Below are 21144 nucleotides of genomic sequence, written 5' to 3'. Positions count from 1 at the left end.
TGAATTCCCTAAAAGATTCATCCTCTATTTTTTAAGCTAAACTTTTTTTAGGCTCTTTATTTTCTTTTACTTCTTCTTCATTATCTTTAGATAGTTTTACTTCTGAAATTATATTTTGAAGTTTTTGTGAAATCTTTCTATTTGTATCCATTATCTCATTTATATTTGCTACAGTTTCTACTATATTCAAGTTTTTCTCTGCTATACTTGTAGTTGCTGTTGTAGATTCTTCCACTGTTACTGAGATATCATTTATTGTGTTAAATGTTTCGCTTAAAGTAGCTTCAAGTTCTTCTGCCGTTGCAGATAAATCTGATATTATATTGTTTAATCTTATTCCATCTTCTTTATATTCTTCTGTTACATCCACTATCATCTCATAGTCTCTTATTACATTTTCTTCTAAAAAATTTACTAGACCATTAACACTTGTAACTAGTTTGTTTACAACAGAAGTAACTCCTTTAGTTACTGATTGAATTTCTCCAACAGTTGAATTTGAGTTTTCAGCTAATTTTCTTATCTCATCTGCTACAACTGCAAATCCTCGTCCAGCTTCTCCTGCCCTTGCTGCTTCTATTGCTGCATTTAAGGATAAAAGGCTTGTCTGTTCTGATATTGCAAGAATTGTATTTGAAAGTATATCTATCTTATTTACTTCTTTTGCAGATTCAACTGCCGCCTCTATTTCTTCTTTTGTGCTAGAATAAACTTCAAATGTATGATCCTGTGCCTCTATAAGTTTTGCACTTAAATCATCTGCTTTTTCACTTATCTTACCTGAAGTAATAGAACCCTCTTCCATCTTGTGGGTAAAGTCTGAAACAGCATTATTTACCTCACGAGTTGATTCATCAAGAGTCATGGCACTAGCTGCGGTCTCTTGCATACCAGCAGATAGCTCTTCTGTAGTTGCCGATGTATCTTCTGCTTCGTTTAATAAAAATTTAAGTTTCTCACTTGACTTAATAAATGAATCTTCATTTGTATCTATTGAGTCTTGTAATTCGTTTATAAATATACTTAGTTTATCTATTACATTCTTAAATGCTCTTGCTAAAACTCCTATCTCATCTTTTCGAGCCAAGCTTTCTTCATCTATCTTATCTGTTAAATCTAATTTCCCAATATTCCCTGCTATAAGGCTTGCCCGAGTTATAGGTTTTGCAATAGTATTAGCTATAATATAAGATAAACCTCCAGCTATTATAAGTATTATAACCGCAGTTATAATAGTGGCCTTTAATACATTATTAACAATTCCAAGACTATCATTTAAAGAGACTGCAGTACCAACTCTCCAGTTAGTTTCTCTCATATCATTAAAAAATAATAGCTTTTCTACTCCATCATAGTCTTTGAAAATTCTATCTTTTATTTTTCTTTCTTTTAAGTTCATTATTTTAACTAATTTTCCATCTGCTAGTTCTTTTACATTTTTAATCTTTTCTGTTGTTGGATTAAAGTCTTTATTTGCATGACTTATTATATTTCCATTTCCATCCATTAAAAATGCATATGAACCATTACTTAAATTTACATTTTCAATATATTCATTTATATGATTTAAATCTATATCTACACCTATAACTCCTGCTCGTCCTTCTTTTGTTTTAAATGCTTTTGAAATTGAAACTACAATTCCGCCAGTGTCTCTATCGATATATGGCTCAGTTACATAAAAGTCCTCTGTTTCCTTTGCATTCTTATACCAATCTTTTTCTGAAGGATTATAATCCTCTGGTACATTTTGATGAATAAACTCTCCATCAGTAAAGTATATGTAATAGTTTGTCCCATCATTTCTTTCCTTTGCTGCTGCGAGATAGTCTCTAGCATACTTTAATTCAAAATTATTAGCTACTGTCATTCCTCCTATTAGTTCACCTAAATTAGTCTTTTCTTTCCCCAGCCATTTATCAAACTCTTTAGATATAACTATAATTCCAATTTCAGTCTTTTCATCTACTTCTCTTTCCAGTGCTCTTATAGACAGACCATAGTTTATAAGTGACATAGAAACTATAGTAACTATACATAAGAGTACTGTAAAAAGAACAATCTTGTTTTTCAACTTCATCTTTTGTCATCCTTTCTTTTTGTGTCTATATATTACATATATCGACACTTTATAAGAAAATTTAATGATAAAATAAAAAAGAATAGGTTACCCTATCCTTCTAAGCTAAAAATCTTTTTAAGAATTCTTTTGTTCTTTCTTCTTTTGGATTGTTGAAGATTTGTTCTGGCGTTCCTTCTTCTCTTATAACTCCATTGTCCATAAATATAACTCTATCTGACACATCTCTTGCAAACTCCATCTCGTGAGTTACTAAGATCATTGTAATTCCAGTTTTAGCTAATTCTTTCATAACCTTTAATACTTCTCCTATAGTTTCAGGGTCAAGTGCTGATGTTGGTTCATCAAATAGGAGTACATCCGGTTCCATAGAAAGGGCTCTTGCTATTGCAACCCTTTGTTTTTGTCCACCTGAAAGTTGCTCTGGTCTTGCATTTATATACTTTTCCATTCCTACAATCTTTAGATTGTGTAGGGCTATCTCCTTTGCCTCTTCTTTTCCTTTTTTTAACACCTTTATCTGTCCTACTGTACAGTTTTCAAGTACGTTTAAGGTATTAAAAAGATTAAAGTTTTGAAATACCATTCCAAGATGAGTTCTATATTTATTTATATCTTGTCTGCTATTTAAGACATTTTCACCTCTATAGATTATCTCCCCACCATTTGGCCTTTCAAGTAAATTTATACATCTAAGCAGCGTAGATTTACCAGAACCAGATGATCCTATTATAGAAACTACTTCACCTTTATTTACATAGAAGTCTATATCTTTTAAAACTTCATTCTCTCCATAACTCTTTTTTAAATGATTTATATCAATTATTTTTTCCATATTTCTATCCTTTCGTCCATTTTCTATTCCATAGTCTCTTCTACCATATCATAAGTTTTGCTTCCTGCTAATCTATCTTCAAACATTCTAAGAATCTTAGTAACAGTAAGAGTCATTATAAGGTAGATAAAACTTGTTATTAAAAATGGTTCATAAAACCTAAATGTACTTCCAGCAATAGACCTTGTTTGGAAAAAAAGTTCTGTAACACTTATAACACTAAGCATAGAAGTATCTTTTATATTTACTACAAATTCATTGCCCGTAGCTGGAAGTATATTTCTTATTACTTGTGGAAGTATTATCTCTTTCATAGTAGTAACATGATTCATTCCTATAGCATGGGCTGCTTCAAACTGTCCCTTATCTACAGAGTTGATTCCACCTCTTACGATCTCTGCCATATATGCACCAGTATTTATAGAAACTATAAATATAGCTGCATATATTCTATTTATCTCTACTCCAAATTGGGATGCAACTCCATAATATATTACCATAGCCTGAACCATCATAGGTGTACCTCTAAAAAATCCTATATACATATCAAGGAGTCTATCTGATACTTTTAGAACTGTTCTCTTAGCTCCACTCTCTGGTATTGGTGTTGTTCTTACTACACCTACTAAAAGCCCTATTATAGCACCTATTATGGTTCCTATAATAGATATCCAAAGCGTAATCCCAGCCCCTCTTAAAAAGAAGGGCCAGTTTTTTATAAATATATCTTTCATTACTTCAAAACTCATTAATTTTCTCTCCTTAAATTGCTACTAATTAGCCGCTGGCTGATTTTTAATTGCATCCTCCATAATTTGTTGTCTTTCTTCTTCTGAAATATCTTTTAAAGCTTTATTTACTTCTTTAGTAAGTTTACTTCCTTTTTTAAGTCCTACAGCAATAGATCTATCATCAACTGATGCTTCAAATCCATCTTCAAACTCTACCATATAAAATTTATCATTTGCAGCAGAAGCACTTAGTCCTTCTGGCCTTTCAGATACATATCCATCTATTATTCCAGATTCAAGTGCTACCCTCATAGCTGGAAAGTCTGGCATAGCTGTTTGTTTTTCTACGCCATCTATTTGATCTATCACAGTATAGTGAAAAGTGTTAAGCTGTCCTGTAACTTTTGCTCCTTTAAAGTCTTCTAGTTTTTTAGCTGCTTCATATGGCCCACCTTTTTTAACTACCATTACAAGGTCTGAAGTATAGTAGCCGTCAGAGAAGTCTACCTGCTTTCTTCTGTCAGCTGTTGGGCTCATACCGGCTATTATAGCGTCCACTGTTCCTGAGTTAACTGATGGAAGAAGTCCATCCCAGTCTGTCTTTACAATTACAAGTTCCTTGCCTAGTCCCTCTGCTATTTTTTTAGCTATCTGAACATCATATCCTCCAGCAAATTCTTTTGAACCTTGTATTTGAACTCCTCCATTTGAATCATCAAGTTGTGTCCAGTTAAATGGAGCATATCCTGCTTCAAGCCCTACTTTAAATGTATCTTTTTTTGATGAACAACCGCTAAAGATAAATAGTCCTACAAGTGATAATACCAATATGTTAAATAATCTTTTTTTCATAATAATCTCTCCCTTTATTTTTTGTATAAAAAAAACACCTAATAGCTATTAGGTGTTTGATGGACTTTATTACACCTCTCCTGTCTGACTCAAAATGAGATAGCTCAACATCAATCTACCGAGTAAATAAATTGATGACAGTCCTATATCTATTAAATATAGTCCCAGCCTTAAATTTTAGGTATTTAAAGCTTCGGCAAAGGTTCCTTTCATTATTATATCACAAGTTTCCAGCTTCCATAATAACTACTTTTAACACTTTGCGCCTCTACCTCAACCAGCTTGGGTGAGGATTTTTATTAAGTTGTTATCACATTCATATATAATGTTATCATCTTAAAAAAGGCTTGTCAAGAGCTATTTTTCGTCTTTAAAGCTATATGAATTTATAGCAAAAGGTATATTTGCTATAATATCACTTGCTATCATTCCATATTCTCCTATCTTTTCCCTTGCAAGATCCCCTGCTATTCCATGAAGGTGTACCCCTAGTTTAGTTGCATCAAAAGGGTTTAACCCTTGGGCTAAAAGAGAAGCTATCATACCAGTAAGTACATCTCCTGATCCTGCTGTTGCCATACCAGGATTACCTGTTTCATTTATGTATATCCCAGATTTTGGAGATGCTACAACTGTTCTATGTCCTTTTAATACAACGATTATATTATATTTTTTAGCTATATATTCACTGTAATAAACCCTTTTTTTCTGTATTTCCTCTATGCTAATATCTAAAAATTTAGATAGCTCCCCAGGATGTGGTGTTATTATTAAGGAACTTTCATGATTGTCCAAAATATGTGTAGTATTTGAAAGACAGTTTATAGCATCTGCATCTAGTACTATCGGTACCTTTGCGGCTTTTATAACTTCCCTTATGATATAAGTTCTATCTCCATCAACTCCCATACCAACCCCTAGAGCTATAGAATCCATGTTTTTTATGTACATAAGTATATCTTGTAGAGACTCCATGGTAAAGTGACCAACCCCATTGTCTTCAATAGGTCTTACTATCCCTTCAGTAACTTTTATGCTCATTATATTTTCAAGGGCACTGGGTACAAGTGTATAGGCATAACCCGCGCCTGTCCTAAGTGAAGCAAGTGTTGATAGGTAAGGCGCTCCTGTCATTCCAGTACTTCCTCCAATAACTCCAACTCTTCCATAATCTCCCTTATGAGAGTCTAGTCTTCTTTTTTTAAGTAAATTTTTCATTTTTTTCCCTCCTTTTTAAGTTTAACTACTAATCATATATACCCCGGATTGAAAACCTTATTCAAAAATTTAAAATAAGATTTGAAGTCGTTTTTATATATTTTTTACTTTATTTTGTCTAATTGTGGTATAATAAGTGATATATTTATATAAATAGAGCCATTGAAGGAGGAAAGTTATGTCTCGTAGAGAACATAAGAAAAATAGGCGTAAAAAAAGAAGATCATTTTTCAGGGTATTTCTAACATCAATATTTATTTTTACCCTTTTAGGATTTGGAGTAATGTATGGTCTTAGTATACTAAATAAAGTAGATAGTGTTAAAATTCCTAAAAATGACACAGACCTTGGTATAAATAATGATGCAGTAGAAAATAGAGATGTAATAAATATAGCACTTTTTGGATTAGATGAACCTGATGCAGAAAACGGCGGTAGATCTGATAGTATAATAATAGCTAGTCTTGATAAAGTACATAAAAAGATAAAGCTTACATCTATTATGAGAGATACTTATGTAGATATACCAGGTCATCAGAAGGATAAGATAAACCATGCTCATGGTTTTGGAGGCCCTGAACTTGCAATAAAAACAATCAATCAAAACTTTAATATGAATATACGTGATTTTGCAACAGTAGATTTTTTTGGACTCGAAAGCATTATAGATACCCTTGGTGGACTTGAAGTAGATATAAAGCCCAATGAAGTAAAATATGTAAACATGGGTGTTAGAGGTATGAATATAATGGATGGCAAAAGAGGAAAACAATTATCAGATAGTGGACTTCAAAATCTTACCGGTAGGCAAGCTGTAGCCTATTCTAGGATAAGAAAAACAGGCGATGGAGACTTCGAAAGAACTGAAAGACAAAGATTTGTCTTAGAACAGGTTATCCACAAAGGATTAAATGCAGGAATAAGTAAATATCCTTCATTACTTAATACTACACTTCCTTTTGTAAAAACTAGTCTTTCCAAAAAAGAAATTCTTTCACTTGGAACTTTTGTATTTACTTCTGGCATAGAAACAGTTGAAAAGTATAGACTGCCTTTAAATAATTATCTCTTAGAACAAAAAATTAATGGAGTAGCTTATATAGTACCAAATACTCTTGAAGATAATGTAGAGGCTTTGAAATCTTTTATATATGATGATATTAAGGTTGAATAAAAAAACTAGGTAAACTTCAAAGTTTACCTAGTTTTTTTATGTCTATAATCTATCTATATTTTGGTATATCAAATTTTAATATTACTCCTTCTATCTTTCTGCAAAACTCCATCATAATATTTATTTGTCTAGTTTGCTTTAAAGGCCATGCTATGTCTGTAGCATATTGATGAGTTCCTGGCTTTACTGGATTCCATTTCATCTTATATAAAGTATCTTGCTTATATGTTTGATTATTTATATAGTTCTTTGATATCCAATGAGCACCCTCTGTTATAGCGAGTTCTGGAGTAAACCAACCTTCTTTATATGCTCTTTCTGTTCCACCTTTTATAGGGTTTGAATCAACCGCCCCTATTCCATACATATTGTATACTACTTTTGGTTCTACTGGTTTTCCATCTACAGTACTTACAAGTATACCCTTAGCAAGGCTAGAAGTTCCATTTCCAGTTTCCAAAAATGCATGAGCCATAAGATAGAGTTCATTTACATTATATTTTTTAGATCCTTCTATAAAAGCAGACCCCTTACCTTCAAATATCCCCTTGCCTCTTAGTTCATGGTTCATTTGGCTAGTTGTTACACCACACTGTCCAGAAAGCACCATAAACTGATACATTTCCCTTGGAACATCATTTATAAGTTTTGTAAATTCTCCTGATACCCAACCTATCTTTCCACCAGCATTTATCTTGTACCATCCATCTTTATCTTCCAATACTACATATATACTTCCATTTGAAACTGTTGCTAGTACTGGACTTACAGTATCAGGGTTTTGTCTAACATTTAGTCCGCTTGCAGTAATTTCAAGAGATATCAGATATTTATCTTCACTCTTGCCTGAATTTGTAAAGCTCACATAAGAGCCTGATACCCAACCATTAACTCCATCTAAATCTATTAAATACCAGCCACCTGATTCACCAAGTATCTTATGAACTCTACCTTGAGTAGTTTTTCCTACTATTTCATAAGTTGTAGCAGGACCGCTTCTTACATTTAAAGAACTAATTGTAATAGTACCTTCTGTATTATTTGGTTTTATATCACCTTCAGGTTTAAACTGTAAAAATCTACTAGGATCTAGATATTGTTCTACTTGACTTCTAGTAGCATTCACCCATCCTCCATTATACGAAGTTTGTGGTTTAGTACCACTTACGTTCATTTGTTTATCTAAAGCTTGACTTAAAGTATCGCTATAGTTACTTATATTATAATAAACTGGTGGATTTATAGTAAAAGGAGTATATTTATGAGTATCTTTATCATTGGTACTCATTTTATCTTTTACATGAACTCCATACCAGTATTTACCTATTTTATTAGGTTTCCAAGTCGCAGTATCTTTTGTACTATAGTCTTGTATAACAATCCATTTGTTTGTAGATAAATCTTTTACATAAAATTTATAAAGCGCGCCATTTGTACTGCTTGCCTTTGCTTTTAGTATATGATTTGTCTTCTCATATCCACCACCTGAAATTGTAAGTTCTTCAAGTTTTGCAGGGCTAAGTGGATTAATTTTTACATTTTTATATACATGATTATCTTTTATAATCTCTTTACTTTCTATATCTTTTACATGAACTCCATACCAGTAATTTCCTGGTTTTTCAGGTATCCAAGTTGCAGTATTTTTCTCACTATAATCTTGTATAACTGTCCATTTATTTGTAGATAAATCTTTTATATAAAATTTATAAAGTGCTTTATTTGGGCTACTTGCATTAGCTTTTAAAACTTGAGGACTTCTAGCTTCTAACTTTCCCTCTATTTCAAAAGCATCAACTACAGCGGGTTCTAAAGGTTTTATAGTAATATTTTTATAAAGATGTGTATCTCTTACAGGATCTTTACTATACTTATCTTTTATATGAACTCCATACCAATAGTTTCCCTTTTTACTAGGTGTCCAAGTAGCAGTAGTCTTTTCACTATAATCTTGTATAACCGTCCATTTATTTGTAGATAAATCTTTTACATAATATTTATATAATACTCCATTTTGGCTTGTACCAGCAGCTTTTATAGTATGAGTACTATCAACTTGTCCACTACCTTGTAATTCTAAACTTTCTAACTTTGCTTTTTCCAGCTTTTCTATAGTTATTGGTACATAAAGATGTGCATCTTTAGCTTCTGTACTCTTTTTATCCTTTATATGTACTCCGTACCAGTACTCTCCATCTTTTCCAGGAGTCCAAGTAGCAGTAGTCTTTTCACTATAATCTTGTATAACCGTCCATTTATTTGTAGATAAATCTTTTACATAAAATTTATATAATACTCCGTTTTGACTATTTGCCTTAGCCTTTAATATATGAGGGCTATTTGCAACTTTACTTCCTTCAATTTCAAAACTTTGTAAATTAGACTTACTGATTTTAGTTTCTATGTATTTGTTATTATATACTTCTTGTTTTTTAACTTCTTCTTTTTTAACTTCCTCTTTTTCTACTTCTACAGCTTCTTCTTGAAGTGGTTGTACTTCTTTTTCTATCTTTTCTTCAACCTTTTCTACCTCAGTTTCTGCTTCTTTTTTTACCTCTTCCATTTCTACAGCTAATGGTGCTTGTTTTGGAATAACTATATCAGGCTGAGCAAATACTATAGGTGACATGTTTAAGCTTATGATAGTAGCAAGTGATAGAGCAACTACTCTTTTCGGTGTTTGATTTGTTTTTTTCATTATATCTCCCCTCTAAAATTACTTAAGTCACGGCGAACTATGCAAAAACACTTCCAATTGTTGAAAGCTATAGTTTATATTATATAATATAAAACTATAGCTTTCAATTGAATATTAGAATTCTTTACCCTTTTCTTCTAAACCAAATTTATATAATATGAAATTTACTATTCTCTTTGAGGCAAGACCATCACCATATGGGTTTATAGCATGTTTCATTTTTTCATATTCTTCGTGCTTTTTTAATAAAATATTTGCTTCTCTAAATATATCTTTTTCTTTAACACCAACAAGTTTTACAGTACCTGCTGATACAGCTTCCGGTCTTTCTGTTTCAGCACGAAGAACAAGTACTGGTTTTCCAAGGGCTGGAGCTTCTTCTTGAATGCCACCTGAATCTGTCATTATCATAAAACATCTATCCATTAAATTGTGCATATCTGTTACTTCTAAAGGTTCTATAAGATGAACTCTTTTAACATTACCAAGTATACCCCTAACAGTTTCTCTTACTCTTGGGTTTAAGTGCATAGGATATATCACATTTATATCTTTATTATCTTCTATAAGAGATTTTACTGCATTACAAATATCTTCTAAAGGCTCTCCTAGATTCTCTCTTCTATGAGCTGTAAGAAGTATATATCTTTCCTCATTAAAGTTTAATCCCTTTAAATACTCATCTTTAAAGATATAATCCTTATCTACAGTATAATTTAATGCATCTATTACAGTGTTTCCAGTTATAAATATATCTTTATTTATATTTTCTTTTAATAAGTTCTCTTTATTTGTAGTAGTAGGTGCAAAATGTAAATCTGCAATATTTCCCGTAAGTACTCTATTCATTTCTTCTGGGTATGGAGAATATTTATCATAAGTCCTAAGTCCTGCTTCTACATGTCCTACTTTAACTTTATGATAAAAAGCTGCCAATGCTCCTGCAAATGTAGTAGAAGTATCTCCATGAACTAGTACCAAGTCTGGATTTAGCTCTTCTATAACTCTTTCTAATCCTTCTAAGCTTCTAGTTGTTATACTAGTTATAGTTTGTCTATCTTTCATAATATCTAAATCAAAATCTGGTTTTATATGAAACATTTCTAAAACCTGATCTAGCATTTCTCTATGTTGGGCTGTTACACATACAAAACTTTCTATTTTTTCATTGGATTCCAATTCTTTTACTAACGGTGCCATCTTTATAGCTTCAGGCCTAGTGCCAAATATACTTAAAACTTTTACTTTTTTCATGTTTATCTCCTCTTTAGTTTATTTCTACTTTTTGTGCCATTTTAAAATCCCTTAAAATATAACCTATAAATGCAATGAGTACCGCCCAAAAAAGCCATAGCCATTCAGTGTTTATATTTGAGCTTGAAGATACTGAACTTACTATAAAAGCTATCATAAATCCAAATAAGCCCAAGGAAGTATTTCTTATAAATACACTAGTAGATTTAACATAGGCTATCAACAATGTTTGAGTCTTTAATATATATACAAATATATAACCCATAAATACAAATATTCCATATCCTACAAGTATTTCTACCCACCAATTGTGTATATTAAATACTTTACCAACATAAAACACTTGCTTCTCTTGCATCCAATACTCTATATTACCAACACCAGTACCAAATCCTAAGGTATTAAACAGAAATATAAATCCATTTTTTATTAAATTGCCTCTAACTTCATCGGATTTCACACTAAGAGATTGGCTTCCAAAACGAGAGAGAACTCTATTTCTTATTATGGCCATTATTCTTTCATTTAAAGGAGGATATAATAAGACAAAAGCAATTCCTGCTATTCCTAAACTTATAATAACATATTTGTTTACTTTTTTAAGAATAATCAACATAGATATTGCTACTACTCCTAGTATAATACCAAGCATATTAGCTCTTGAACCACTTCTAAAAACCAATATAACTGAAGAGATAATTGTAAAAGAACTTAAAATCCTAACCCATATCTTTTTAGTATTTAATAAAACTATAAAAGAAATAAATACCCCAAATGTCATAAGTGTAGCAAAATCATTAGTATTTGAAAAAACCGTAATAGGTACTCTAGCGGATTTATCAAAACTAAAATTATTATATCTATCAATCTTTTTAAGATCTGCAAAAAAATATCTTCCAGTTTGAAGTTCAAACCATGCCAAAGCATTATGTAAAATAATCATCAAAAATATTGTATTAAAAATACCTTTAAAATCCTTTTCTTTTCTAACAAAAGTAGAAAATAACCAAATACATAAAAATCCAGTACCTATGAAAAATAAAATTTTAAGTCCAGATGTTAAATCAAGTACCCATGCCAAAGAATAAATGGCATATATAACCCAAAACAAATAAAATCTTATAATAAAACTTTGTCTATCCTTAATTCTTATATTGACCTTTTTATCTAATAAGAGATTGTTTATTAATAGATAAAAAACCATAGCAAATAAACTAAGCCTATATAAACTAAGTTGCATTATTCTAATATCTATCGAAAATAGTCCTGCACCTAAAAAAGCTGATGCAACTATTAAATATAATATCTTTCCCATATAAACTCCTCTTTATAAAATGCTTCTATATACTTCCACTATTTTTTCTCCTATACTGTTTGAAGAAAATTCTTCTCTTGCCCTTTGTGATAACTCTTGATTGTTAAATTTATCCACATTTTCATATATAAATCTCATGTTTTTAGCTAAACCATCCACATCATCCACATCAGAGAGCATACCATTTTCATTGTTTACAAACACTTCAGGTCCACCACATTTTGTAGCTAAAACAGGAAGGCCTGAAGATAATGCCTCTATATAAGAGACTCCAAAAGTTTCACTCCTTGAAGCAAGTACAAATGCATCACTGCTATTGTACTCTTTAGCCATATCTTCCCTAGCGGTTTGACCCATTAGTTTTATTCTATTTTCTAAACCTAAATCTCTTATTAAGGTTTCTAACTTCTTTCTTTCATTACCTTCTCCAAAGATAGTTAAACTTACATTCTCATTGTCATTAAAGGCCTTATAAAATGCATTTATAGTAGTTTCCGTTCCCTTAATTGGAATAAGATGGCCTGTAGAAACAAATCTAAATTGTTTCTTTTTTTCCCGAGGCTGATACTTAAATAAACTAGTATCCACTATATTGGGTATATAAATGGAATCCACTCCGAATTTATCTTGGATTCGTTTTTTTAAAGTTGGGCTTACAGTTATAAGACTATCTGCATTTTTATATGCTATATTTCCCTTTTCTACGAGTTCTGCTCTTATATTATCTTTATTAACATGAGAAGAATGTTCTGTAACTACTAATGGTATACCATATTTTTCCTTCAACAAACTTCCCAAATATCCCTGATGAGTGAAATGCGCATGTAGTATATCTGGCTTCCCCTCTTCTTCAATAACCTTTTTATAAAGATAATTTATAGCCAAAGAAGATGCCTTATTTGCTATAAAGGGAGGTACTTTTCCAAGAGGTATATTCATTCCATATATTTCAATTCCATCTATAGTTTTTCTCTCATATCCCCATTTCCTCTTTCTTCTGATAGATCTAATATCAGTAGATAAAAATACTACTTTATGGCCTAATCTTTTTAACGCCCTTGCCTGATCCATTTCAAATATCCCAAGTATTTTATTTTCTTTTGTGGGATAACCCCTAGATAAAATTAAAATATACATATATCCCTCTCCTACTATAGTTTTATCTCAATATCTTTGTATAAATCTACAAGTCTATCTTTCATAACATTCCAAGAATACTTTTCATAAGAAAGACTAGCATTCTTTCCCATTTTTTCTAAAACAGAAGGGTCTTTTTCTATTGATTTTAATATTTCTTTAAAGCCATCCTTTGAATACGGAATAGAAAAACCCATTTTCTCATCTAAAACTATATTATCTACACCAGTGTTTTGAGCTACTATGATAGGTTTACCATACATCATAGCTTCGTATACCTTGTTTGGAGCCGAATATCTATAATTTGGTACTTTAGGATCATAAATTGCAAACATCACATCAGTCTTAGCATAGAGTTTTAAAGCCTCTTCATAATCAATCATACCATAATATTCTATATTATCATTTTCAAGAGACATTTCTTTAGCATACTGATCCACATTTCCCATACCCGCAAGTCTTAGTTGAAAGTTTTTATTTTCTTTAAATATATCTATTATATCTTCTATAAACCTATTACGAGTTAAGCCTCCTACATAAGTAAAGGTAATCTTATCATTTTTAAAAGAACTTTCTAGTATCTCTTTTTTACTTGGAGTATTATGAAGTACTAATAAATCCTTAGGCTTACTTCCAGCTATCTGCTCTCTTCTTTTTTCTGTACATATAATAGTAGTTTGAGCATTGTTTATAACACTATATTCTAGTTTTCTAACTAGTTTCCTTAAAAGATTAGAATTTATCCCTCTACTATCTATATAAAAGTCTGCTATATGATAAATGTATTTTTTCTTGCTATACTTACTAAATAGATAGACCATAAGTCCTGCATCTAGATCAAAAGCATGTATAATATCAAATTTATCTTTGTTTTTTAGAAGCCATTTTAGCACGACAAATTGATAATTTAAAAGCTGAAAGATATTACTTAGGCCTCTACCTGTTTGAGCTTTTATATTTATTTCATAATTATCTATAAGCTCATTTTCCTGAGAATATTCTCTTTTAAATACTCCCTTTTCTTTGCTATATCTGCTTCTAGTAAGTAAAATAGGGGTATTTCCAGATGACAATACACCACTTATTACTCTCTTTAAAGAGGCATTTGTTCTGGCTTCAGCATTTCTAATTATACATACTTTCATCCTTATTCTCCCTTACCTAGTAAATAATAATTAAACCCTTCATCTTTTATCTTTTCCTCATCTAAAAAGTTTCTAGTATCCAATATGTTTTTATGTTTCATAGCTTTAGATATCTCACCAAGTGGTAAATTTTTAAATATATCGTGATTTACTGCTAAGACCAAAAGATCACTGCCACTTGTTGCTTCAACGATACTACTATATTGATGCTTTTCTAAATCTACATGAGGATCATAAATCTTTACATTTATATTTTGCTTTTCTAAAAGTTCTACAAGTTCAGTAATAGGACTCTCTCTCATATCATCTATATTAGGCTTATAAGTTATTCCAAGGATCGTAACTGTATTTACCCCTTTTATATCTTCAAGTATACCATTTATCTTTTGAGATACAAACTCTGGCATAGATTCATTTGTTTCACGAGATAGTCTTATTATCTTAGCTAATTCTGGATTCTTTTCAACAATAAACCAAGGGTCAACTGCTAAACAGTGTCCACCTACTCCAGGTCCTGGTTGGTGAAGATTTACTCTAGGATGTTTATTTGCAAATTCTATAACATCCCAAGCGTTTATACCTGTTTTTTCGCAGATTTTAGCTAATTCATTTGCAAGAGCTATATTTACATCTCTATATGTGTTTTCCATCATCTTACACATTTCAGCTGTAGTAGCTGTAGTTAGAAAGATTTCTGCATTTACAAATATTTTATAAAGGTCTCTTATCTTTTTAGCAGATTCTCTATTTACGCCTCCCACTATTCTATCATTGTTTACAAGCTCCCAAAGGATTTTACCAGGAAGAACTCGCTCTGGAGAATGTCCTACAAATAGTTCTTCTCCTATCTTAAGTCCAGATTTTTCCAATATAGGTACTAGTATATTTTCTACAGTTCCAGTAGGAGATGTAGACTCAAGTATAACTATGTCCCCTTTTTTCAAATATGGAACTATCATTTCTGATGCTGATATTACATATCTCATATCTGCTGTCTTATCTTCATTCATAGGTGTAGGTACTGCTATGATAAATGCATCCGCTTCATGCGGCTTAGTATCAGCCTTTAAGTGTCCTGATCTAACTGCTGCTTGAACCAATATATCTAAATATGGTTCTTCGATAACGACCTTTCCATCATTTAAAGCATCTACAACTCTTTTATTTACATCTACTCCATATACCTGATATCCATGAGTTGCAAACATAGCACTTGTAGGAAGCCCTATATAACCTAATCCCACTACACACAATTTTTTATTTCCCATTGTTTTACTCTCCTAATCTTTAGTTTGAAGTTTTACTAACATAATCTATTACATTTAAAAACTGTTCTGTAATTCTCATATTTGTATGATTTTTTTCTACATACTCTCTCCCATTTTGCCCATATTCTTTTCCCACTGTATCTATATCCTTATAGATTTCACGAATGGTATTAGCAAGGTTTAAAGGATCATTAGGCTTTATTGTCTTGCCAGATACAGATTTGTCAATTAAACTCTCCCTCACACTTGATGCGAAAATTATAGGCTTTTTAGAGGCCATGTAGTCATAAAATTTATTTTTGCTTATTCCATAATAAAAAGCTTTTCTCTCTTTTAGACCACAAAATAGTATCTTAGAGTTCTCTAGTATAATTGGTATCTTATCCTTAGATTGTATCCCAAATATAGATACATTTTCAAGACTCTCTGCTTCTATTATATCTTTCATAGTATCTTCTTCAGGTCCACTACCTACTATTACAAATTTTAAATCTAAGTCCTTTAAATATTTTGCAGACTCTACAAATGTAGGAAGTCCTTCGCTTTTAGAAAATGATCCCGTATAGGTTATACATGAGTTGTTTTTAAGTACATCTTCTAATCCTGATTCTAAATTGTTTAAATCTTTTACCTTGTTTTTATCAAATTCTTCTAAATCTATTCCATGGGGAATATAAAAAACTTTTCTCTTATCTATATTAAACTTTTCTTCCATATACTCATAGGCAAATGGTGCTGTTGTTATTATAGCATCAGCTAATTTGTAATATTTTCTTTCAAGACCTTCAAAGAATGTAAATACTCCTTTTCTCATGATACCACTAAAATCTTCATACATGCTAAGAGGCCAAAGGTCTCTTACTTCTACTATAAACTTTGCCTTATGTCTTTTACTTATTTCAAATCCTGCCGGCCATGAAAAAGGATGTACTGATGAAGCTATAACTATCTCTGGAACAAATCCAAAATCATCAAACTGAGAAGCTTTTTTCATATAATCATAGTAGTTTCTAAATCTACCTATATTATCCTTATAAGGAGGAGTTGTTCTAATCCTTATAAATTCTAAATTATCATTAAACTTGTGTCTCATTATTTCCTCATCACAGTAGTATTCGTCTTTGCTATTATTATATGAAGAAGCTAAAACCGCTACCTTGTGACCCATTTCACTAAGAGCTTTTGCAATATCAAAATGCCTCCCCCCACCTCCAACATCTGGAGAGCCTGCATGATGGTTTAATATAACTATATTATATTTCTTATTATTCATAATTTCCTCCAATTATAAAACAACTATACCTTCAAATTATATCACAAAACATGTATATGTAAATAAAAAGCCTTAGAAATAAAGTTTTGTTTTAGACTCTACCCTTAAGACAACTTTTAAGTTTTATCCTTAATCTTTATTATCTTAACAGGAACTCCTACATATGTTCCTTTTATATCTATATCTTTAACAACTACTCCACCTGCACCTATGGTAGAGTCTTCACAAATATTTATATTGTTTGATACTATAGCTCCAACACCTATCCAAGTTCTATCTCCTACCCTTACAGTACCGGCTAAGTGTGCTCCTGGTGATATATGAACATAGTTCCCAATAATATTGTCATGGTCTATTGTAGAACCAGTATTTATAATAGAGCCTTCACCTATAGTAGTTTCGCAGTTTACAATAGCTCCGGGCATTATGACAGTACCGAGTCCTATATTAACATGGGATCCTATAATACTACTTGGATGGATTAAGCTCACTAAATTAGCTCCCTTACTCTTTAAATCTTCTTGTATTCTTTTTCTTATACTGTTATTTCCTATCGCTACAAACATCTCTGCTTTATCTATAAATTTAGGAGCATCTTCTATAGTGCCTATAATATCTAAGTTCATAGAAGTTTTTAAAGATAGATTATCATCTAAAAAAGAAATCTTATTCCATCTATTTAAATTTAATGCTATATCCGAAACAACTTTTCCATGGCCACTTGCACCAATTATAACAAGTTCTTTTTTCATAAGATTTTTATCCCCTTCTAAATGGTGACTACTCTCTACTTTAGTTCCTTTAAAACGCTCCATCGTAACTGAATCCTCTGAATTTATTCCTTCTCTAACAAATACTTTTTTTATAGTAATAAGGATAATTTTAATATCACCTATAAAACTTATATTGTCCACATATTCTACATCTAGTTTAAACTTTTCTTCCCAACTAATTGCATTTCTTCCGCCAATTTGAGCAAGACCAGATAGACCCGGTCTTACTTCATGTCTTCTGGCTTGTTCGTCATTGTATAAAGGTAAATACTCCACAAGTAAAGGCCTAGGGCCTACAATACTCATATCTCCCTTTAAAATATTAAATAGCTCTGGAAGTTCATCCAAACTTGTAGATCTAAGCATATTTCCAAATCTAGTCATTCTAAATTCATCATCTAGAAGTTCGCCATTTTCATTTTTTTTATCCGTCATAGTTCTAAATTTATACATCCAAAAAATTTCACCATTTAAACCAGGCCTTTTTTGCTTAAAAAGTACCGGTGAGCCTAGTTTTATTCTTATTAAAATAGCTGTTATGATATAAACAGGGCTAAGTATTATAATAGCTATTAAAGACAGAATGAAATCTATTGGTCTTTTAAAAAAACGTCTATATACCATATTATCTCCACAATTTTTTTATAGTCTTTATTACTCTTTGAATATCTTCTTCACTCATCTTTGTGTCAGACGGAAGACAAAGTCCCCTTTTAAATATATCCTCTCCTACAGACATATCACCTTCTTCACTACTGTAGAATGGATACTCTTTAAAAAATGGCTGCATATGCATAGGTTTCCATACATGACGGCTTTCTATATTTTCTTCTTCTAAAGCTAGTATCACATCAAGTGGTGTTATGCTTGATGTTTTATCTATAACCATAACAGATAACCAATAATTTGGACTTCCATAGTCGCACACAGGATTCATAGAGATTTCTTTTATATCTTTAAATCCTTCTTTATAGGTATCATATATATGTTTCTTTTGGGCTACTCTTTTTTCTAAAATCTCAAGTTGACCTCTACCAATAGCAGCTGAAATATTGCTCAATCTGTAATTAAATCCAAGTTCTTTGTGCTCATAATACCTTTGTGGTTCACGCGCCTGAGTAGCTAAAAATCGAGCCTTTTTTATAATGTCTTCTTCATCTGATATAAGTACTCCTCCACCAGAAGTTGTGATGATCTTATTTCCATTAAAAGAATATACTCCAAGTCTTCCTATAGTGCCGCTCATCTTATCCTTGTATGTAGCTCCAAGTGATTCTGCTGCATCTTCTATTATAGGAACTCCTTCTCTATGACATATCTCTTTTATCTTATCCATATCTGCAGATTGTCCATATAAATGAACAACTATCACAGCTTTAGGTTTATGCTCTTTAAAAGCCTTCTCAAGGGCAATAGGACTCATATTAAAACTTTCTCTCTCGCTATCTATAAAAATAGGAGTAGCCCCTTGATAAACAATAGGATTGCAACTTGCAGCAAATGTAAGATCTGAACAAAAGACTTTGTCTCCTTTTTTAACCCCAAGAGTTATAAGAGCTAAGTGGATAGCAGCGGTACCTGAACTAAGTGCCGCCGCATATTTTTTTCCGGAATACCTGGCTATATCTTCTTCAAATTTATCTACTTGAGGCCCCAAAGGTGCTATCCAGTTGGATTCAAAAGCTTCTTTTACATATTTTTCTTCATTTCCTCCCATATGAGGTGAAGCCAAAACAATTTTTTCTTTCACAATATATACCTCAACTTTCTTTTTAAACTTTATATAAAAAGTATGATGCTTATTTAAAGTCTATTCTCAATAGTATATTATAACATAAATGGAAGATTACAACCATTTAATATTGATTTTTCTACTCATATTATTTATATAATAACCATTTCTTATCACTCTTAGTCATTAACCATTGGCTAAATACCCCCCATGGATAACTCCTTAAATTTTAAGTTTACAGATAAAAGAGCTAGAAAAATTTCTAGCTCTTTTGTTTCCTCCACTATTTACATTGTATTTATACTTGCTAATTTGTTTGTAGTTTTATTAATGAAAGTTATCTTTCTATTTTTTAGTTTTAAATTTGTAGAATGCACTTTATTTACTCGAGTTAATTTTTTTCCATTTAAATCTGTTTTATAAATATATCCTCCTTGCGAGTAATTGCTAAAATATATTGTACCTTTAGCTGCTACAACAAATGGAGCTTTTGCATCAGTTACTTTTCTAAGCTTTAAAGTCTTTAAAGAAAAACTATATAATTTATTGTTATCATTTTTATTTCCAAAATATAAATTTCCCTCATACTCAAAAGGATCTCTAGCCCCATTTAAGATTTCATACTTGGAATCAGTAGCTTTAGGAAGAACATCTCTATTAGCTTTGTGAGTTTGAGAAAATTTCTTATCTGAAACTAAAAAGTATTTATAACTTAATATATCATTTCCATCAGTTACAAGTGGATCATCTTTTGTAATATCCATATTATAATATTTTCCACCTATCTTAACTAGGCTCCAGCAGTGAGCACCCCAGCTTGTTTTACCCATACTTTTACCCACAACATAATAGTTTTCTATACCTAGGGCATCTAAAAGTCTATAAGCTGCAAGTGTGTATCCTTGACAAACTCCTTTTCCTTCCTTAAACACGGTATAAGCTGAATGAGGAGTCTTTTTTGTATTTTTAGTATAAGTTGTATTATTTACTATATAATCATGAACTGCTCTTACCTTTTCAAATTCGCTCATATTAGGCTTTATTATAGCCTTTAAAATCCTACTTACTTCTGAATCTATAAATTTTTCTTCTTCTAAAGTATTATAATACTTTACTGAAAAACTTATCTCCGTTGTATTTCCTAGACTTATAACCCTAGGAGTTATAGATGATATAGCCCCTCCTATATATGAGCCATCATTATAGATATCTTGTATAGCTTCTCTTACCTTTTCAATAGTTATATTTCCTTTATACTCGATAATGAAATCAGATTTAAAAGATTCAAATTCTTTTCTCATCACTTTTTTAAGCTCATTAAGATTTATAGAACTATTAGGATTAGTAGATTTACTTGGACTGCTTGGAATGCTAGAGTTGCTTGAAACAATAAAATCTCCTATCTCTTCATTTCCATTAGGCTTAATAGGTTTAATCGCAATACCAACATCACTTATACCTATTTTTTCACTTTTGTTTCCCTTAATGCCTTTTACCATATGTAGTTTCTCACCTAAAACAGTATTATTTGTCAAAACAAACAATACAAATGTAAATAAAATAATTTTTTTAACCTTTTTCATTTTTTTCCTCCTTATTTTTTTAAAATATATAATTTCATTTCAATTTCATACTTATTACATGTCGATTACATGAGCC

The 21144-nt window shown here is 31.2% G+C and carries 16 protein-coding genes and 1 riboswitch; of the genes, 1 reads left to right on the top strand and 15 read right to left on the bottom strand.

Annotation, left to right across the window (positions count from 1 at the left end; all coding sequences use genetic code 11):
- Positions 1–31: 31 nt before the first annotated feature.
- From TICRE_RS07125 to TICRE_RS07105, 5 genes are all read right to left on the bottom strand, one after another.
- Positions 32–2080: a methyl-accepting chemotaxis protein gene (locus TICRE_RS07125; RefSeq protein WP_075726556.1), complete on the bottom strand. Its 2049-nt coding sequence runs from the start codon at positions 2078–2080 to the stop codon at positions 32–34.
- 100 nt (positions 2081–2180) lie between these two features.
- Positions 2181–2915 (bottom strand): amino acid ABC transporter ATP-binding protein, encoded by a 735-nt coding sequence (locus TICRE_RS07120; protein ID WP_075726555.1) that lies wholly within the window; start codon positions 2913–2915, stop codon positions 2181–2183.
- A 23-nt stretch (positions 2916–2938) separates the two neighbouring features.
- Positions 2939–3664, bottom strand: a complete 726-nt coding sequence (locus TICRE_RS07115) for an amino acid ABC transporter permease (protein WP_075726553.1) — start codon at positions 3662–3664, stop codon at positions 2939–2941.
- A 24-nt stretch (positions 3665–3688) separates the two neighbouring features.
- On the bottom strand, positions 3689–4498 hold the full coding sequence (locus TICRE_RS07110; RefSeq protein WP_075726550.1) for a transporter substrate-binding domain-containing protein: 810 nt from the start codon (positions 4496–4498) through the stop codon (positions 3689–3691).
- Between the two features lie 92 nt (positions 4499–4590).
- A riboswitch (Lysine riboswitch) is annotated at positions 4591–4777 on the bottom strand.
- Positions 4778–4855: 78 nt separating this feature from the next.
- Positions 4856–5716, bottom strand: a complete 861-nt coding sequence (locus TICRE_RS07105) for an NAD(P)H-hydrate dehydratase (protein WP_075726549.1) — start codon at positions 5714–5716, stop codon at positions 4856–4858.
- Between the two features lie 178 nt (positions 5717–5894).
- On the opposite strand from TICRE_RS07105, the gene TICRE_RS07100 reads away from it, so the two are divergent.
- Positions 5895–6890, top strand: coding sequence for an LCP family protein (locus TICRE_RS07100; RefSeq protein WP_075726547.1), 996 nt, complete (start codon positions 5895–5897; stop codon positions 6888–6890).
- Positions 6891–6939: 49 nt separating this feature from the next.
- On the opposite strand, the gene TICRE_RS12955 is transcribed toward TICRE_RS07100, so the two are convergent.
- The 10 genes from TICRE_RS12955 to TICRE_RS07035 form a co-directional block, all read right to left on the bottom strand.
- A complete protein-coding gene (locus tag TICRE_RS12955) occupies positions 6940–9588 on the bottom strand; it encodes an SH3 domain-containing protein (RefSeq protein ID WP_084191884.1) in 2649 nt (882 codons plus the stop codon).
- 114 nt (positions 9589–9702) lie between these two features.
- Entirely contained in the window at positions 9703–10842 is a 1140-nt protein-coding gene (gene wecB / locus TICRE_RS07075) for a non-hydrolyzing UDP-N-acetylglucosamine 2-epimerase (RefSeq protein WP_075726545.1), read from the bottom strand.
- A gap of 13 nt (positions 10843–10855) precedes the next feature.
- Complete coding sequence (locus TICRE_RS07070) at positions 10856–12157, bottom strand: O-antigen ligase family protein (protein ID WP_075726543.1); 1302 nt, start codon at positions 12155–12157, stop codon at positions 10856–10858.
- 12 nt (positions 12158–12169) lie between these two features.
- Entirely contained in the window at positions 12170–13294 is a 1125-nt protein-coding gene (locus TICRE_RS07065) for a glycosyltransferase (protein WP_075726540.1), read from the bottom strand.
- A gap of 14 nt (positions 13295–13308) precedes the next feature.
- A complete protein-coding gene (locus tag TICRE_RS07060; RefSeq protein ID WP_075726538.1) occupies positions 13309–14439 on the bottom strand; it encodes a glycosyltransferase family 4 protein in 1131 nt (376 codons plus the stop codon).
- Between the two features lie 2 nt (positions 14440–14441).
- Entirely contained in the window at positions 14442–15707 is a 1266-nt protein-coding gene (locus tag TICRE_RS07055; RefSeq protein ID WP_075726536.1) for a nucleotide sugar dehydrogenase, read from the bottom strand.
- A 19-nt stretch (positions 15708–15726) separates the two neighbouring features.
- Positions 15727–16980, bottom strand: coding sequence for a glycosyltransferase family 4 protein (locus TICRE_RS07050; protein ID WP_075726534.1), 1254 nt, complete (start codon positions 16978–16980; stop codon positions 15727–15729).
- Between the two features lie 116 nt (positions 16981–17096).
- The gene (locus tag TICRE_RS13750; RefSeq protein WP_075726532.1) at positions 17097–18377 is read right to left on the bottom strand and encodes a NeuD/PglB/VioB family sugar acetyltransferase; all 1281 of its coding nucleotides are present in this window, start codon (positions 18375–18377) and stop codon (positions 17097–17099) included.
- A gap of 1 nt (position 18378) precedes the next feature.
- Complete coding sequence (locus TICRE_RS07040; RefSeq protein WP_198927514.1) at positions 18379–19503, bottom strand: DegT/DnrJ/EryC1/StrS family aminotransferase; 1125 nt, start codon at positions 19501–19503, stop codon at positions 18379–18381.
- A gap of 269 nt (positions 19504–19772) precedes the next feature.
- A complete protein-coding gene (locus TICRE_RS07035) occupies positions 19773–21068 on the bottom strand; it encodes a transglutaminase domain-containing protein (RefSeq protein WP_075726528.1) in 1296 nt (431 codons plus the stop codon).
- Positions 21069–21144 lie beyond the last annotated feature (76 nt).

It is taken from the genome of Tissierella creatinophila DSM 6911 (assembly GCF_001940565.1).
Classification (GTDB): Bacteria; Bacillota; Clostridia; order Tissierellales; family Tissierellaceae; genus Tissierella_A; species Tissierella_A creatinophila.
Note: the sequence above shows the minus strand (reverse complement) of the source record. Positions and strands in the feature narration are given on the sequence as shown.

Excerpts from the sequence above, each read along its gene's own strand:
- TICRE_RS07120 (WP_075726555.1), bottom strand. The coding sequence starts at position 2,915 with ATGGAAAAAATAATTGATATAAATCATTTAAAAAAGAGTTATGGAGAG.
- wecB (WP_075726545.1), bottom strand. The coding sequence starts at position 10,842 with ATGAAAAAAGTAAAAGTTTTAAGTATATTTGGCACTAGGCCTGAAGCT.
- TICRE_RS07125 (WP_075726556.1), bottom strand. The coding sequence starts at position 2,080 with ATGAAGTTGAAAAACAAGATTGTTCTTTTTACAGTACTCTTATGTATA.
- TICRE_RS07105 (WP_075726549.1), bottom strand. The coding sequence starts at position 5,716 with ATGAAAAATTTACTTAAAAAAAGAAGACTAGACTCTCATAAGGGAGAT.
- TICRE_RS07110 (WP_075726550.1), bottom strand. The coding sequence starts at position 4,498 with ATGAAAAAAAGATTATTTAACATATTGGTATTATCACTTGTAGGACTA.
- TICRE_RS07035 (WP_075726528.1), bottom strand. The coding sequence starts at position 21,068 with ATGAAAAAGGTTAAAAAAATTATTTTATTTACATTTGTATTGTTTGTT.
- TICRE_RS13750 (WP_075726532.1), bottom strand. The coding sequence starts at position 18,377 with ATGGTATATAGACGTTTTTTTAAAAGACCAATAGATTTCATTCTGTCT.
- TICRE_RS07065 (WP_075726540.1), bottom strand. The coding sequence starts at position 13,294 with ATGTATATTTTAATTTTATCTAGGGGTTATCCCACAAAAGAAAATAAA.
- TICRE_RS07100 (WP_075726547.1), top strand. The coding sequence starts at position 5,895 with ATGTCTCGTAGAGAACATAAGAAAAATAGGCGTAAAAAAAGAAGATCA.
- TICRE_RS07115 (WP_075726553.1), bottom strand. The coding sequence starts at position 3,664 with ATGAGTTTTGAAGTAATGAAAGATATATTTATAAAAAACTGGCCCTTC.
- TICRE_RS12955 (WP_084191884.1), bottom strand. The coding sequence starts at position 9,588 with ATGAAAAAAACAAATCAAACACCGAAAAGAGTAGTTGCTCTATCACTT.
- TICRE_RS07055 (WP_075726536.1), bottom strand. The coding sequence starts at position 15,707 with ATGGGAAATAAAAAATTGTGTGTAGTGGGATTAGGTTATATAGGGCTT.
- TICRE_RS07060 (WP_075726538.1), bottom strand. The coding sequence starts at position 14,439 with ATGAAAGTATGTATAATTAGAAATGCTGAAGCCAGAACAAATGCCTCT.
- TICRE_RS07050 (WP_075726534.1), bottom strand. The coding sequence starts at position 16,980 with ATGAATAATAAGAAATATAATATAGTTATATTAAACCATCATGCAGGC.
- TICRE_RS07070 (WP_075726543.1), bottom strand. The coding sequence starts at position 12,157 with ATGGGAAAGATATTATATTTAATAGTTGCATCAGCTTTTTTAGGTGCA.